Origin of the sequence: Streptomyces sp. NPDC006259, from assembly GCF_042870975.1 — a bacterium.
Taxonomy (GTDB): Bacteria; Actinomycetota; Actinomycetes; order Streptomycetales; family Streptomycetaceae; genus Streptomyces.
The window spans coordinates 755,666-770,215 of sequence record NZ_JBIAHY010000002.1; the positions used below are offsets into that span (position 1 = coordinate 755,666).

Below are 14,550 nucleotides of genomic sequence, written 5' to 3' on the forward strand. Positions count from 1 at the left end.
CCCTGGTGAAGTGGGCGGACGCCCTCGCGCCCGGGTCGAGCGAGGCGGACCTGTGTGTCGAGATCCCGAGGAGGACGAGGTCGTACCCCGCGGGTCACCTCGATCACCCCGGCGCGCCAGAAGGGCCGGTCACCCGCCGGGCCGGTGTCGTGTCCCGACGCCTCGAGGACCGTGGCGGCGGCCTCACCGGCGGCAAGGGGCCCACGGCCACAGGAACAACGGGCCTACAGCCACAGGAACAACGGGCCTACAGCCACAGGAACAACGGGTCGGCAGCCACACGAACAACAGGCCCACGGCCACCCGGAACAGGCCCCGCAGGATCCCCGTCCTCCCCGCACGTGCGGGGAGGGCCTCGTGCGAGCGGCGCGGCGCCGATTGACGGATTCACGGTCGCGGGACATGGGCATGGACCCGTCAGCATGTGACATGAGCACGCCCACCTTCCCCACAGGAGGTCGACCATGCACTCACGCACCTACGCCCCCGCCTTCGCCGCCGCCCTCGCGGCGACCGTCACCCTCTTGGGCGGCCCGGCCCACGCGCACGCGAACGCCCCCGCCGGTCAGCAGCTCGCGGCCCGCGTCGTCACCTACGACGCAAGCGCGTCCGCGGAGTTCAGGGCCGCGGTCGACCGGGGCGCGGCGATCTGGAACGCGAGCGTGGACAACGTCGAGCTGCGCCCCGCCGCCGCCGGGCAACGCGCCAACATCCGCGTCATCGCCGACAACGGCTGGCCCCGCGCCCTGACCACCTCGCTCGGCAACGGCACCGTCTACATCGGGCGGCAGGCCGTCGACCAGGGCTACGACACGGTGCGGATATCGGCGCACGAACTCGGCCACATCCTGGGCCTGCCGGACCGCAAGCCCGGCCCCTGCACCAGCCTGATGTCGGGTTCCAGCGCCGGTGTCGCGTGCACGAACCCGTACCCGAACGCGGCCGAGAAGGCGGAGGTCGAGGGCGACTTCGGGGCCGCGCTCACCCGTCCGGAGAAGGTGCCCGGCACGGTGACGACCGTGGACTGAACCGTTGCCGGGCGGGACGGGCGGCCGGGCCGTGAGATTCCTCAAGACGCGGTAGACGCACCGCAGTTGGGGTCCTGGCCCCCGCCCGGGTTCTCGGCGGGTCTTCGTCGGGCGACCTCGGGACGAGAGCGGGCGCGCGTCGGGAACCGGCCGGTCGTGCGAGGCAGTTCGGCGGCCTCTGAACGCCCCGCGGAGGCGGTGACGGAGGCTGCCGCCTCTCACGGACGGCAGTTGCGTGAGTACGTGCAGTGACTTGCCCTCCCTCTGTCGAGAAGTGGTCACGATGGAGAAGTTTTTGAGCGCCAAGTGCGGATTGGAGGGCCCTTGGTGGGGTAGAACGGGTCTGGGACGACGTCCATGATCATGGACGCCGCCCGCACCCATTCCAGCCGGCGTCCGCCGGCGATAACGAAGGACACAGCAGTATGGCCAGCGGCACCGTGAAGTGGTTCAACGCCGAAAAGGGCTTCGGATTCATCGCCCAGGACGGCGGCGGCCCCGATGTCTTCGCGCACTACTCCAACATCTCCGGCAACGGCTACCGTGAGCTGGTGGAGGGAGAGGCGGTCACCTTCGACGTGACCCAGGGACAGAAGGGCCCCCAGGCGGAGAACATCGTCCGCGGCTGACCCCCTGTTTCCAGCCCGCCCGGGTCGCCGTGTAGAGTGGCAGAACCGACGCGGGGTGGAGCAGCTCGGTAGCTCGCTGGGCTCATAACCCAGAGGTCGCAGGTTCAAATCCTGTCCCCGCTACCAAAGAAAGGGGCCCGGCTGATGCCGGGCCCCTTTCGCATGCCCCTCGCTACGCGCTGCTGACGCGGTCGGCGGCCGACGGTGTCCGCACTCGCATGATCCGGGTGGTCCTCACAGCCCGGCCACCTTCGCGCTCGCCGACACCTCGTAGACCAGGGTGACCGTGCGGCGACCACCGGGAGGCAGGACGACGTTCCAGTGGGCGATGCCCTCCGCGTCCACCGAGTCGGGCGCCGGGGCACAGGCTTCCTCACGCAGGCGTACCTCCACCGCCGAGACCTCGGACACCGGGATGCGCTCCCGCACGGCGACCGTTTGTCCGGCTTGTTCGGCGGGGGCGGAGAAGCGGGAGAGGTGCAGCCGGACCGTGTGGGTGGTCACGGTCCGCTGCGTCAGGCCGGGGGAGGCGTGCGACTCCTCGGCGTGCCGGACCACCCGGTAGTCGTCGCGGCTGCCGAAAGCCAGCTCCACGGGGGCACCGGGGGCGGTGAAGTCCAGGGTGCCGCGCCCGGTGAACCCACTGCCCCGGACCAGGTCGACGGGTCCGGCGAGGAGAACGTGGCCGGACCGGTTGTCGAACCGAACCACCTGGGTGACCAGCGGCGACAGTTCGGGCGCACACGCGTACTCGCTGCGCACGGGCGTGCTGAAGGAGGAGAGGGGCACGCGGTGGGCGCGGCCGTCCGCGGGCACTGAGACCGGGGCGGGCGCGCCGAGCACCCGGGTCTCGCCGCCGTCGGCGACTCCCGGCAGGCCGAGCACGGGAGCCGGGCCGAGGTCCCCGATCTCCTCTTCGCGCAGTTCCACGTCGACGGTGCGGCGTTCCGCGGCGGTGCGGTCCTTGAGCGTCAGCCGGTCCTCGCGCAGCCGCGGTGGTTCGGTGGCCAGCGCGGAGCGGGCCGTCGACAACGTCAGCCGTACGTCCGTCCAGTCCTCGCCGGTGCGCTGCCAGACCATGGCGTCGGTCTCCAGCCTGAGGGAGTCGCCGTCGAGCACGGCACGGTAGGCGGGCCGCCACAACGCGCACGGGGCGAGGTGACTCAGACGGAGTCCCACCGGACCGGCGACGGCGGCTTCCACGGTCAGTTCGATGTGCGCGACCAGTTCCGCGGGTTCCCTCTCCGCGAGTTCCGAGGCCCGCCGCGTTTCCGCGAGTTCGGTGGCGAGGCCGGCCAGCCGGGCCTCGGCGGCGCGGAGTCGCTCGCCGTGGGTGTCGCGTTCGGCGTCCACCCGGTCCAGTTCGCGGGCCCAGCGAGGTCCTTCGCTCTCTCCCGAACCGGCGCCTTCGCCGATCTCCCGCAGCAGGTCGGCGGCGAGGCGGCCGAGCACGTCGAGGCGGGACCGCAGGCGGTCGCGGCGCTGCTCCACGGCGAGCTGCTCCGCTTCGAGGGCGTGCACGCGCCGGCGGAGGTCGGAGTCGTCGTCGGGGGACGGCGACGGCCCGCGCGGCGTCCACTCGCGGACGATTCGCGCGTCGAGCACGGTGGCGGGGTGATCGGCGGTCAGTTCGGCGTGCAGGGTGCGGTCGACGGCCAGCGCGCTGACCGGACCGAGCCGCAACCGCTGGACGCCGGGTCGCAGATCGAGTACGGCGGCGCGTTCGAGGTGGGCGCGGTCCTCCAGGCAGGTGACGGCGGTGACGGGGAGGGCGATCGGCTTCGGGGCCGTGGGCATGGGTGTGTCAGCTCCTGCGGTTGCCGTCGACCAGGGCCTTGCCGGCCGGGATGCGGATCTCGTAGCCGCCGTCGAGGGCGGCGGTGCCGCCGGCGGGCAGGGTCACCCGCCAGACACGGGTGCCCGGGGCGTGCCGGTCGGACCCGGCTCCGTCCTCGGGAGCCGTCCAGTCCGCCCGTTCCTCGATCCGGACATCCGGGTCGGAGGTCACCGGCACCGGCTCGCGCACCTCGACGGCGACGGGCCGCGCGAGTCGGTTGGCCAGCTCCACGTGCACGCGGTGGTCGAGCACGGTGATGTTGTTGCGCAGCCCCGACGTCGACTCGCGCAGGTGGGTACGGCGGGTGACCCGGATGCCCTCGGCCGGCCCGAGTCCCACCCGGCGCACACCGCCGGGCGCGAGGGTGGGCAGCGCGGCGGTCAGCAGGAAGTCGTCGTCGAGGGTGACCTCCACCGGGCCGGCCAGCAGGGCCTGGTCGGTGGCGTTGGAGAGCACCAGCGTGGCGTACACGGTGGGCTCCACGGAGGGCACGCACAGGTACTCGGTGCGCAGGCCGACCGGGATCTCGCCGACGGCGACGGTGTGCCAGGTGCCGTCCGAGGGGATGTCGGCGCGGGCGGCGGCGTCGAAGCGGTGGTCGAAGGAGCCCGCCGACTCGCGGGGCCGAACGGCGTGGCCGGGCAGCGGCAGCGCGGTCACCGCCTCGGCGCGGCGGCGGTACTCGGCCGCCACCGGGTCGAAGGAGGAGTCGGGGAACAGCCGGCCCCGGCGATCGCCCTGCTCGTCGGGACCGCACAGCACCAGGGCGGCGTAGTCGAGTTCGGCGCCGCTCGGCTGCGGCGGGCCGACCGGCGGAGCGGGCGGCGGCGGGGGTGCGGCGGCCTGGCCCGGAGCCGCGGGCGCCTTGGCGGCGGGGCCCGTGAAGGCCCGGGCGGCGGTACGCGGTGCGCCGCCCGGGCGCGACCTGGCCGGGGGCGCGACCTGGGGCATCGCACCGCCGAAGGGCATCGGAGCGGCGGCCGGAGCGCCGCCGGGCGCGGCGGGCACCGGGGGCGGTCCGCCGTAGGCGGGGGGAGGCGGCGGAGGAGTAGGGGCGAAGCCGGCCCCCACCGCGGCGGGCTCGGTGGCGGCGGCCGGACGCGGGCCGGGGGCGTCGTATCCGGCGAACAGGCCGGCGAGCCCTGCCGGGGGTTCGCGCCAGCCGGAGGGGGCGGGAGCGGGCTGGCGGCGTCCGATCCGGATCGAGCGGAGTCTCGGCAGATCGGTACGGCGCCGCAGGTCGGCGGTGGACAGGGCGACGCGTACGCCCGTCCAGTCCTCGCCGGTGCGCTGGGCGACCGAGGCGCGCAGCACCAGGCGGCCGCTGTCCTCGCCCTGACGGTGGCTGAGACGGTAGGCCGGCACCCAGACGGCGCCCGGCACGCCGTACTCCAGTTCCAGTTCCGTCTCCTCGTCGCCGGTGCCGCCGACGAGGGTGAGGACGGCGGACACCGTCGTCTCGACGTGCGCCGACGGTGTGTCCGTGGAGGCGCGGGCGAGTCTGTCGGCGGCGAGGGTGAGTTCGTGCTCGACGAGGCGGAGCGCCTCGTCGAGTTCGGTGAGACGGTCGTGCAGGCCTGTCAGGCGGTGTTCGACGAAGTCGGCGAGTTCCAGCCAGGCGTCGACCGGGGTGCGGCGGTGCGGGTCGTCGCGCTTGCGGGCCGGCGGCACCGGGTGCAGAGCCGCGATCTCCCGGACCAGATCCAGCTGCCGGTCCCGGCGTCCCCGCGCCGCCGCGTACGCGTCGGTGAGCCGTTCCACCTCACGCCGCAGGGCGTCGGGGGCGCCGGCGTCCGGCGGTTCGGCGCCGATCTCCACGCGGGCCTCGACGACACGCACCCCGGTGACACCGAGGACGCGCGCCCGCAGCGATCCGGGGTCCAGCGAGCGGGGCAGTCCCGTCACCCGCACCCGGCCGTCCGCCGGCACGCAGCCCCGGGCCAGGCGGCGACAGAGGGCGCCCTGCGCGTACACCACGACGGAATCGAGGGCCGACCCCCAACTCCGTGCCTTCTCCACCCGCATGTCAGCCCCCACCGTGTCTGTGCCGAGCACAGCTTACGTCGGCGCCGCCCCACCGTCGCGATGATCGATCCCCGCCCTGGTGACAGCCGTCCGACGGGCGGCGTGGGGGTGCCGCCGGCGTGGGCGGGCCCTGGCCGGTCGCCGGCGGTGAGCCTGCGACCGGCTTCTGCGGGCACGGTCGACGTGCGGGAAGCGGCGGGTGGCGCGCGGCGCCGGCCCAGGTCGCCAGGTCGCCAGGTCGCCCGGTCGTCCGGTCGCCGGATCGGTCGTCGGACGTCCGACCGACCCGGTCCGGGTCGGGGAGTGGGGCGCGGGGTGTGTCAGGGGCGGGGTGTGTCAGGGCCGGCCGGTCAGGTAGCCGCCCATGGAGGTGAAGTACTCCGTCGCCGCCAACTCCCGGCCGTCCTCGGTCCGTACGCGGGTGATGGCCAGACCGTGATTGCGGCCGGTGCGGGCGTCGGCCCCGGCGACGATCACCACGCCGTCGCCCTCGCGGTAGAAGACGCGGCCGGGAGTACCGCCGTACCGGCCCTCGGACACGACCGCCGCGAGGATCTCCAAGCGCTTGCCCCGGTGGAAGGTGAAGGCGCTGGGGTACGGCTCGGACTGGGCGCGGACCAGGCGTTCCAGGTCCTCGGCCGGCCAGTTCCAGTCGATGCGGATGTCCTCGGCGGAGCGTTTGTGGAAGAAGCTCGCCCGGGACCGGTCCTGCCGGGTGAACTCGGTCCGCCCGGACGCGATGAGGCCGAGCGCGCCGATGGTGACCGGGGCGATGAGGTCGACGGTCTTGTGGAAGAGGTCGGTGGCGGTGTCCGTCGGTCCGACCGGTACCGCTTCCTGCCGGACGATGTCACCGGCGTCCAGCTCGTCGTTCATCATGTGCGCGGTGACGCCGACCTCGGTCTCGCCGTTGATCAGGGCCCAGATCAGCGGTGAGAAGCCGGCGTACTTCGGCAGCAGCGAGTCGTGGACGTTGAGTGTGCCGTGGCGCGGCAGGGCGAAGATGCGCGGGGGGATCCAGGTCCGCCAGTTGTTGGCCACGATGATGTCCGGGTCGGCCTCCTTGAGGCGCTCGAACAGCTCCTCGTCGTCGGGCCGGTCGCGGATCAGCACGGGGATGCCGTGCTCCTCGGCGAGATCGGCGACCGAGTCGCTCCAGATCTTCTCGTACGCGTGCTCGCTCCTGGGGTGTGTCACGACCAGGACCACGTCGTGTTCGGAGTCCAGGAGGGCCCGCAGGGTGCGGTGCCCCCAGGTCTGGTAACCGAACATGACGACCCGCATGGGGTTCCTCCTCAGGGCAGGGGTGTACCGGAGCAGCAAAGCAAGGCTTACCTTAGTTTTCAACGGGTGTACAGGGCACGCCAGTTGAGGAGGTATCGCCCGCGCCGGGGAGATGTTCCGCCCTATCGACAGCCGCCTTTCATTAGCTTAGGCTCACCTAAGTTCAGCGGGTTCGCGCCGTCGGTGTGCCCGCCTCGCGTTTCCCCACGCCGTACAGGCGGTTGCCCCGCACGATGGGAGAGACATGCCACGGGTTCTTCCTGATGACGCATCACCGGTCCACGACCTGATCGGTATCGGTTTCGGACCGTCCAATGTCGCGATGGCGATCGCGCTCGGCGAGCACAACGCCCGGGCCGGCTCGCGGGAAGCGGTCACCGCCCACTTCTTCGAGCAGCAGCCGAACTTCGGCTGGCACCGCGGCATGCTGATCGACGACGCCACCATGCAGGTGTCCTTCCTCAAGGACCTGGTGACGCTCCGGAACCCCACCAGCGAGTTCAGCTTCCTGTGCTACCTCAAGAGCCGGGGACGGCTGACCGACTTCATCAACCACAAGAGCCTCTTCCCGCTGCGCGTGGAGTTCCACGACTACTTCGAGTGGGCCGCCGCCGGGGTCGAGGACATGGTCTCCTACGGCCACGAGGTCGTCGGCGTCGCGCCCGCCGTCCGGGACGGAGCCGTGGACCACCTGGAAGTCACGGTCCGTACGGGGGAGGGGCTCGAGGTCCACCGGGCCCGCAACCTCGTCGTCGGCACCGGCCTGCGCCCCCTCATGCCGCAGGGTATGAAGCGCGGTGAACGCGTCTGGCACAACTCCGAACTGCTCGCCAGGGTCGACTCCCTGGAAGGTGCCTCGCCCTCCCGGTTCGTCGTCGTGGGCGCCGGACAGAGCGCCGCCGAGAACGTGGCCTACCTGCACCGACGCTTCCCCGGCGCCGAGGTCTGCGCGGTCTTCTCCCGCTACGGCTACAGCCCCGCCGACGACAGCAGCTTCGCCAACCGGATCTTCGACGCCGAGGCGGTCGACGACTACTTCTCCGCGCCCGAAAACGTCAAACGCCGGCTGATGGACTACCACGGCAACACCAACTACTCCGTGGTGGACATCGACCTCATCGACGACCTCTACCGGCAGACGTACCAGGAGAAGGTCCTCGGCACCGAACGGCTGCGCTTCCTCAACGTGTCCCGGCTCGCCGACGTCGAGGAGACCCCCGACGGCGTCCGTGCCACCGTCACGTCCCTCGTCACCGGCGAGGAGACCGTCCTGGACGCGGACGCCGTGGTCCTCGCCACCGGCTACAGCCCCGCCGACCCGCTCGGCCTGCTGGGCGAGGTCGCGGACCGCTGCCTCCGGGACGACGAGGGCCGTGTCCGGGTCGAGCGCGACTACCGCATCGCGACCGACCCCGACCTGAACTGCGGCATCTACCTCCAGGGCGGTACGGAGCACACGCATGGCATCACCTCGGCGCTGCTGTCCAACACCGCGATCAGGGTCGGCGAGATCCTGGACTCCCTCCTGGGCCGGGGCGCCGCGTCCCCCTCCGGCGAAACCCGCAAGGTCACCGACACCGCCCGCTAGGCCCCCCGGCCCGCGCCCGATGCGCGCGTCGGGCGGGCACGGCACCACCGGCAACTCCGCGAGACCAAGGGATGACGTACGTCGACATGGCCACCACCGCAGTCGAGCGCCCCGCGCCCAGGGGCACAACGCAGGCCCGTCGGCGGCGGGTCGTGGGTCTGGGCATGCTGGTGGTGATCCTCGCGGCCGCGGGGACGGTGTCACTGGCCGTCGGTGCGCGGGCGTTGACCCCGGCCGAGGTGTGGCACGGGCTGTTCGCGGCGCCGGACGCCGACCGGGGGCTCACCGAGATCAGGCTCATCGTGCGGACCGTACGGGTGCCCCGGACGGTGCTCGCCGTCGTGGCGGGCATCGCCCTCGGCGTCGGCGGCGCGCTCATCCAGGGCCACACGCGCAATCCCGTCGCCGACACCGGCCTGTTGGGGGTGAACGCCGGCGCCTCGTTCGCCGTGGTGACGGTGATCGCCGTGTTCGGGTTCTCCGACCCCTTCCAGTACGTCTGGTTCGCGTTCCTCGGCGCGGGCGCCGCCGGTGTCGTCGTGTTCGGGCTGTCGAGCCTCGGCCGGGGCGCCGGCAACCCGTTGACGCTCGCACTGGCCGGGCAGGGGATCACGGTGTTCCTCGCCGCGATGACCACGGCGGTCGCGCTGTCGGACCAGAAGTCGCTGAACGCGCTGCGGTTCTGGAACGCGGGCTCGCCGGCCGGTGTCGGCTTCCCCGTCATCTGGCCGGTGACCGCTTTCGTCGCCCTCGGCCTGGTGCTGGCCCTGACCACCCTCCCCGCCGTCAACCTGCTCAACCTGGGCGACGACGTGGCCCGTGGACTCGGCGTGAACATCGCGCTGAGCCGAACCGTCGGCATCGCCGCCATCACCCTGCTCGCGGGCGCGGCGACGGCGGCGACCGGCCCCATCGCCTTCCTCGGGCTGATGGTGGCCCACGTGGCCCGGTACCTCACCGGGCCCGACTACCGCTGGCTGGTGCCGTACGCGGGCCTGCTCGGAGCCATCGTCCTGCTGGTCTGCGACATCGTGGGTCGGCTGGTGGTGCGGCCGGGCGAGCTGGACGCGGGGGTCGTCGTCGCTCTGCTCGGTGCCCCGTTCTTCGCGGCTCTGGTGTGGCGCGGAAAGTTCAGGAACGCGTGAAGCGGAAAGTTCGGGAACGCGTGGAGCGGGGAGTTCGGGAACGCGTGAACGGGACCGACATGAAGCCGACTGTGGCGCCGGGGGTACGGCTCGGCCCGGTGTCGTTCGTGTGGCGGCCCTGGATCGCGGGCGTCACGGTGCTGCTGGCGGCGGCCACCTTCCTGGTGTTCTGCCTGTCGATCGCGGTGGGGGACTTCCCCATCGGTCTGACCGACGTGATCGCCACCCTCCTCGGCCGGGGTGAGCAGGTGGACGAGTTCGTGATCATGGACCTGCGGTTGCCGCGCGCCCTGGCGGGGCTCGTGGTGGGGATCGCGCTGGGCGTGTCCGGGGCGATCACCCAGTCCGTCGCCCGCAACCCCCTGGCCAGTCCGGACATCCTCGGCATCACCGGTGGCGCCGGCGCGGTCGCGGTGTTCCTGGTGACGGTGTCGGGCGGGACCGCCGGGGCGATCACCGATTCCATCGGCCTGTCGGCGGCGGCCCTCGCGGGCGGCCTCGGGACGGGGCTGCTGGTGTACTTCCTGGCCTGGCGGCGAGGGATCGACGGCTTGCGGCTCATCCTCATCGGTATCTCGGCGAGCGCGGTGACGGAGGCGATCACGACCTGGCTGCTGGTCTCCGCCGACATCCGCGACGTCGCCCGCGCCCAGGCCTGGCTGGTCGGCTCGCTGGACAACCGGTCGTGGAACGAGGTCTGGGTGGCGCTCTGGTGCACCCTCGTGCTCCTGGTCGTCGTGTCGGGTGCCGCGTTCCCGTTCAAGCCGATGCACTTCGGCGACGAGGTCGCGGCCGGCCTGGGCGTCCGGTACGGCAGGGTACGGGCGGTCCTGCTGCTGTGCGCCGTACTGCTGGCCGGTGTGGCGGTGAGCGCGGCGGGCCCGGTCCCGTTCGTGGCGCTGGTGGCGCCGCAGGTCGCGATGCGGCTGACGAGGAGCCCGACCCCGCCGATGGCGGCCTCCGGCCTGGTGGGGTCGCTGCTGCTGATCGGCGCGGACCTGACCGCCCGTACGGCACTGCCGGTCACTCTCCCGGTGGGCGTGGTGACCGCCGCGGTCGGCGGCCCCTTCCTGGTCTATCTGCTGGTGCGGGCCAACCTCCGTTAGCGGACGGCCGGTTGCTGGTACAAAGGTGTGGCAAACCTCAACAAAGGGGGCCTTGTGGTCACGCAGCGCATCACCCGGAGCGAGCCCGTGGCCGAGGGCCTCGCACGGCTGTCGGCCAGCGGGGTCACGGTCGGATACGGAGGCCGGATCGTCATCGACGATCTCGACGTGGCGATCCCGCCAGGGGTGATGACCACGATCATCGGCCCCAACGGCTGCGGTAAGTCCACCCTGTTGAGGACCCTGTCGCGACTGCTCAAGCCGACCAGCGGGACGGTCGTCCTGGACGGTGAGGACATCGCCAGGCTCCGGACCAGGGACGTGGCGAAGAAACTGGGCCTGCTGCCGCAGGCGCCGGTCGCGCCGGAGGGCCTGACGGTGGCCGACCTGGTGGCCAGGGGGCGCCATCCGCACCAGAGTTGGCTGCGGCAGTGGTCGTCGGACGACGCCTCCGTCGTGGCGCGGGCACTGGCCATGACCGGGGTGTCCGACCTGGCCGACCGTCCCGTCGACTCGCTCTCCGGCGGGCAGCGTCAGCGCGTCTGGATCTCGATGACGCTGGCTCAGGGCACCGACCTGCTGCTCCTGGACGAGCCGACCACCTACCTGGACCTGGCGCACGCGGTCGACGTGCTGGACCTGGTGGACGACCTGCACGAGTCGGGACGCACCGTCGTGATGGTGCTGCACGACCTCAACCTGGCCACCCGCTACAGCGACAACCTCATCGTGATGCGGGAGGGATCGATCCTGGCGCAGGGGCATCCCCGTGACGTGATCACCGCCGAGCTGCTGGACGAGGCGTTCGGACTGCGCGCCCAGGTGATCGAGGATCCGGTGGGGGATCGGCCGCTGATCGTGCCGATCGGACGGACCCATGTCCAACTGGGCGCCAAGATAGGGTAGTTGAGGAAATACTTAGGCTAGGCTAACCTCACTCTTATCGATAGGGTTCGGCTGCCTCGGCACGAGGCGCAGCGGACAGCGCGCGAGCAAGGGATTGCGGATGCTCCTCCATCGAACGACCCTCAGGAACGGCCGGCGGCGACTCGCGGCGGTGCTCTCGGCCGCGACGCTCGGTATGGGGCTCCTCGCGGGATGCGGTGCCGACTCGGACGAGGACGCGGCGAGCGACACCACCTCGACCGCTGCCGCCGCCGGCGCCTTCCCGGTCACCGTGGAGCACGCGTTCGGATCCACGAAAATCAACGAGGCGCCCCAGCGGGTCGTCTCCGTCGGTTACACGGACGACCAGACCATCCTGGCCTTCGGCATCAAGCCCGTCGGCATGGTCGACCAGTACCCGAACCCGGCCGGCCGCAGCCCCGACATCAACACCCAGTGGCCCTGGGTGAAGGAGCGGTGGGGCGACACCGAGCCCGAGGTCATCATGGAGAACGGTGACTCCGGCCCCCACTACGAGAAGATCGCCGCCCTGCGCCCGGACCTGATCATCGCGGTCTACTCCGAGATCGACCAGGCCGCCTACGACAAGCTCTCCAAGATCGCCCCGACGGTGGGCCGCACCAAGGCCGAGAAGGAACCGTTCAGCGCGCCCTGGCAGGACAACGCCCTGCACATCGCCAAGGCGCTCGGCAGGGCCGAGGAGGGCGAGAAGCTGGTGCGGGGCATCCAGGACAAGCTCGACGCGGCCAAGAAGGCGCACCCCGAGTTCGCCGACGAGACCGCCGTGGCGCTGTCCTGGTACGAGAACTCCGTCGCGCCCTTCACCTCCACCGACGTCCGCGGACGCCTGCTGACCGGCATCGGCTTCCGGTACCGGACCGAGATCGACAAGGTCGCCGACGGCAGCTTCTACACCAAGCTCTCCCCGGAGCGCATCGACCTGGTCGACGTCGACCGCGTCTTCGTCATCAACGACAAGGCGGACACGGACGCGCTGAAGAAGTTCGCACTGTTCACCAACCTGGACGCCGTCAAGAACGGCAAGGTGGCGTACCTGCTGGACAGCGAGGGGCCCGCGGTCGGCGCGGCCATCTCCCAGGGCACTCTGCTGTCCATGCCGTACGCGATCGACGAACTCGTCAAGTCGGCAGAGTAGGTGTGAGCACCACCGAGACGCGCGCCGCCCCGGCGACCCTGCGTACGGCGACCGGACGTGAGGCCACCCGGTGGGTCGCGGCGCACTGCCGCGAGGCACCGGGGCTGACGGCGGCCACCGTGCTCACCACGGTGGCCGGGGCGGCACTCCAGGTCCTGCCGGTGCTCCTGCTCGGCCGGGTCGTCGACAGTGTCGTCGAGGGAGGATCGCGGTCGATCCTGGTCACGATCGGCTCCCTGATGGTCGCCGCCGCCCTGCTCGGCGCGGCGGCCACCGCCGGGTCGACCTACCTGACCGGCCGGCTGGGCGCGGAGCTGCTCGCGCGGCTGCGGGAAGGCGCCGTCCGGGCGGTCCTGGGAATGCCCAGCGCCCGGATCGAACAGGTCGGCCGGGGAGACGTACTGTCCCGGGTCGGCGACGACGTGGCGGTGCTGTCCAAGGGCATCCGCACGGCCGTCCCGACGGTGTTCTCGGCCGGGGTGCTGGTGGTCATCGCCACGCTCGGCATGTTCGGACTGGACTGGCGGCTCGGCCTGGCGGGCGCCGGCGCCCTGCCCGCGTACGCGTTCGCCCTGCGCTGGTACCTCCCACGGTCCGCCCCGCTCTACCGCGGACAGCGGACGGCCCAGGCCGACCGCGCGCAGGCGCTGATCAGCGGCCTCGACGGGATCGACACGGTCCGCGCGTACCGCCTGGAGGAGGCCTTCCGCGAGAAGGTCACCCGTGAGTCCTGGCGGGTGCGCGAACTCGGTATCGAGGTGTTCCGGTTCTTCGGCCGGTTCGTCGGCCGGGAGAACCGCGCCGAGTTCATCGGGCTCGTCCTCATCATCGTGGTGGGATACGCCCTGCTGGAGGCCGACGCCGCCAGCCTGGGCGAGGTGGCGGCGGCCCCGCTGCTGTTCCACCGGCTGTTCACCCCGCTGGGCGCGATCATGTTCACCTTCGACGAGGCACAGAAGTCCGGCGCGAGCCTGACCCGCCTGGTCGGCGTGGTGGGGGAGTCCACGGAGGACCGGCTGGTGGGCGACACGTCCGTCACGGCGGCCGTCGCGGGCTCGTACCCAGTGACCGTGCGGGGGGTGACGTTCCGCTACCCCGGCACCGAGGAACCGGTCCTGCGGGACGTCGACCTGACGATCCCGGCGGGCGGTTCGCTCGCCTTGGTCGGCGCGACGGGCGCGGGCAAGACGACCCTGGCCGCACTGATCGCCGGCATCGGAACCCCGCAGGCCGGGTCGGTGCGCATCGGGTCCACCGACCTTGCCCGCCTGGACGAGGCCGGGGCCCGGGCCCTGGTGAGCATCCTCACGCAGGAGACGCACGTGTTCTCCGGCCCTCTCGCCGAGGACCTGCGGCTGGCCGCGCCGGACGCGACCGACACCGCGCTGCTGGAGGCGCTGCGCACGGTCGGCGCCGACCGGTGGGTGGAGGCGTTGCCCGAGGGGCTGAACACCCCGGTCGGCGAGGGCGGCGAGCGTCTGGACGTCACCAAGGTCGCCCAGATCGCCCTGGCCAGGCTGGTGCTGGGCCGGGCACCGGTGGTGGTCCTCGACGAGTCGACCGCGGAGGCCGGCAGCGAGGGCGCCGCCGAACTGGAGCGGGCCGTGCTGGCCGCCTGCGCGGGCCGGACCACGCTGTTCGTGGCGCACCGGCTGACCCAGGCGATGGCGGCCGACCGGATCGCCGTACTGGACGCGGGACGCGTCGTGGAACAGGGCACTCACGAGCAACTGGTCGCTCTGGGCGGCCGGTACGCCCGACTCTGGCGGGCTTGGCGAGAAGGCAGTTAGGCACACCCGGTCGGCTTGGGCCACCTCTCATCCCGTGGAAGGGAAGCTGAGTCTTC

At 72.1% G+C, this 14,550-nt stretch carries 11 protein-coding genes and 1 tRNA gene; 9 read left to right on the plus strand and 3 right to left on the minus strand.

The window, feature by feature from the left end; all coding sequences use genetic code 11:
- The first annotated feature begins 464 nt into the window (after window positions 1–464).
- The 3 genes from ACFYO5_RS09320 (at window position 465) to ACFYO5_RS09330 (ending at window position 1,783) form a co-directional block, all read left to right on the plus strand.
- On the plus strand, window positions 465–1,028 hold the full coding sequence (locus ACFYO5_RS09320) for a snapalysin family zinc-dependent metalloprotease (RefSeq protein WP_356564822.1): 564 nt from the start codon (window positions 465–467) through the stop codon (window positions 1,026–1,028).
- A 425-nt stretch (window positions 1,029–1,453) separates the two neighbouring features.
- Complete coding sequence (locus ACFYO5_RS09325) at window positions 1,454–1,657, plus strand: cold-shock protein (RefSeq protein WP_073499692.1); 204 nt, start codon at window positions 1,454–1,456, stop codon at window positions 1,655–1,657.
- A gap of 49 nt (window positions 1,658–1,706) precedes the next feature.
- A tRNA-Met gene (locus tag ACFYO5_RS09330) sits at window positions 1,707–1,783 on the plus strand.
- Window positions 1,784–1,891: 108 nt separating this feature from the next.
- Here ACFYO5_RS09330 and ACFYO5_RS09335 read toward each other — a convergent pair.
- From ACFYO5_RS09335 to ACFYO5_RS09345, 3 genes are all read right to left on the minus strand, one after another.
- Window positions 1,892–3,454 (minus strand): DUF4139 domain-containing protein, encoded by a 1,563-nt coding sequence (locus ACFYO5_RS09335; RefSeq protein ID WP_388706090.1) that lies wholly within the window; start codon window positions 3,452–3,454, stop codon window positions 1,892–1,894.
- A 7-nt stretch (window positions 3,455–3,461) separates the two neighbouring features.
- Entirely contained in the window at window positions 3,462–5,519 is a 2,058-nt protein-coding gene (locus tag ACFYO5_RS09340; protein WP_388706092.1) for a DUF4139 domain-containing protein, read from the minus strand.
- Window positions 5,520–5,855: 336 nt separating this feature from the next.
- A complete protein-coding gene (locus ACFYO5_RS09345; RefSeq protein WP_388706094.1) occupies window positions 5,856–6,803 on the minus strand; it encodes a methionyl-tRNA formyltransferase in 948 nt (315 codons plus the stop codon).
- 244 nt (window positions 6,804–7,047) lie between these two features.
- On the opposite strand from ACFYO5_RS09345, the gene ACFYO5_RS09350 reads away from it, so the two are divergent.
- The 6 genes from ACFYO5_RS09350 (at window position 7,048) to ACFYO5_RS09375 (ending at window position 14,494) form a co-directional block, all read left to right on the plus strand.
- On the plus strand, window positions 7,048–8,391 hold the full coding sequence (locus ACFYO5_RS09350) for a lysine N(6)-hydroxylase/L-ornithine N(5)-oxygenase family protein (protein WP_388706096.1): 1,344 nt from the start codon (window positions 7,048–7,050) through the stop codon (window positions 8,389–8,391).
- Between the two features lie 86 nt (window positions 8,392–8,477).
- Window positions 8,478–9,536, plus strand: coding sequence for a FecCD family ABC transporter permease (locus ACFYO5_RS09355; protein ID WP_388706099.1), 1,059 nt, complete (start codon window positions 8,478–8,480; stop codon window positions 9,534–9,536).
- 44 nt (window positions 9,537–9,580) lie between these two features.
- Window positions 9,581–10,642 carry a FecCD family ABC transporter permease gene (locus ACFYO5_RS09360; protein WP_388706102.1) on the plus strand — a complete coding sequence of 354 codons (1,062 nt, stop codon included), beginning with the start codon at window positions 9,581–9,583 and terminating at the stop codon, window positions 10,640–10,642.
- A gap of 54 nt (window positions 10,643–10,696) precedes the next feature.
- Complete coding sequence (locus ACFYO5_RS09365) at window positions 10,697–11,548, plus strand: ABC transporter ATP-binding protein (RefSeq protein ID WP_388706105.1); 852 nt, start codon at window positions 10,697–10,699, stop codon at window positions 11,546–11,548.
- A 100-nt stretch (window positions 11,549–11,648) separates the two neighbouring features.
- Window positions 11,649–12,704: an iron-siderophore ABC transporter substrate-binding protein gene (locus ACFYO5_RS09370; protein WP_388706108.1), complete on the plus strand. Its 1,056-nt coding sequence runs from the start codon at window positions 11,649–11,651 to the stop codon at window positions 12,702–12,704.
- 2 nt (window positions 12,705–12,706) lie between these two features.
- The gene (locus ACFYO5_RS09375; protein WP_388706110.1) at window positions 12,707–14,494 is read left to right on the plus strand and encodes an ABC transporter ATP-binding protein; all 1,788 of its coding nucleotides are present in this window, start codon (window positions 12,707–12,709) and stop codon (window positions 14,492–14,494) included.
- The last annotated feature ends 56 nt before the right edge of the window (window positions 14,495–14,550 follow it).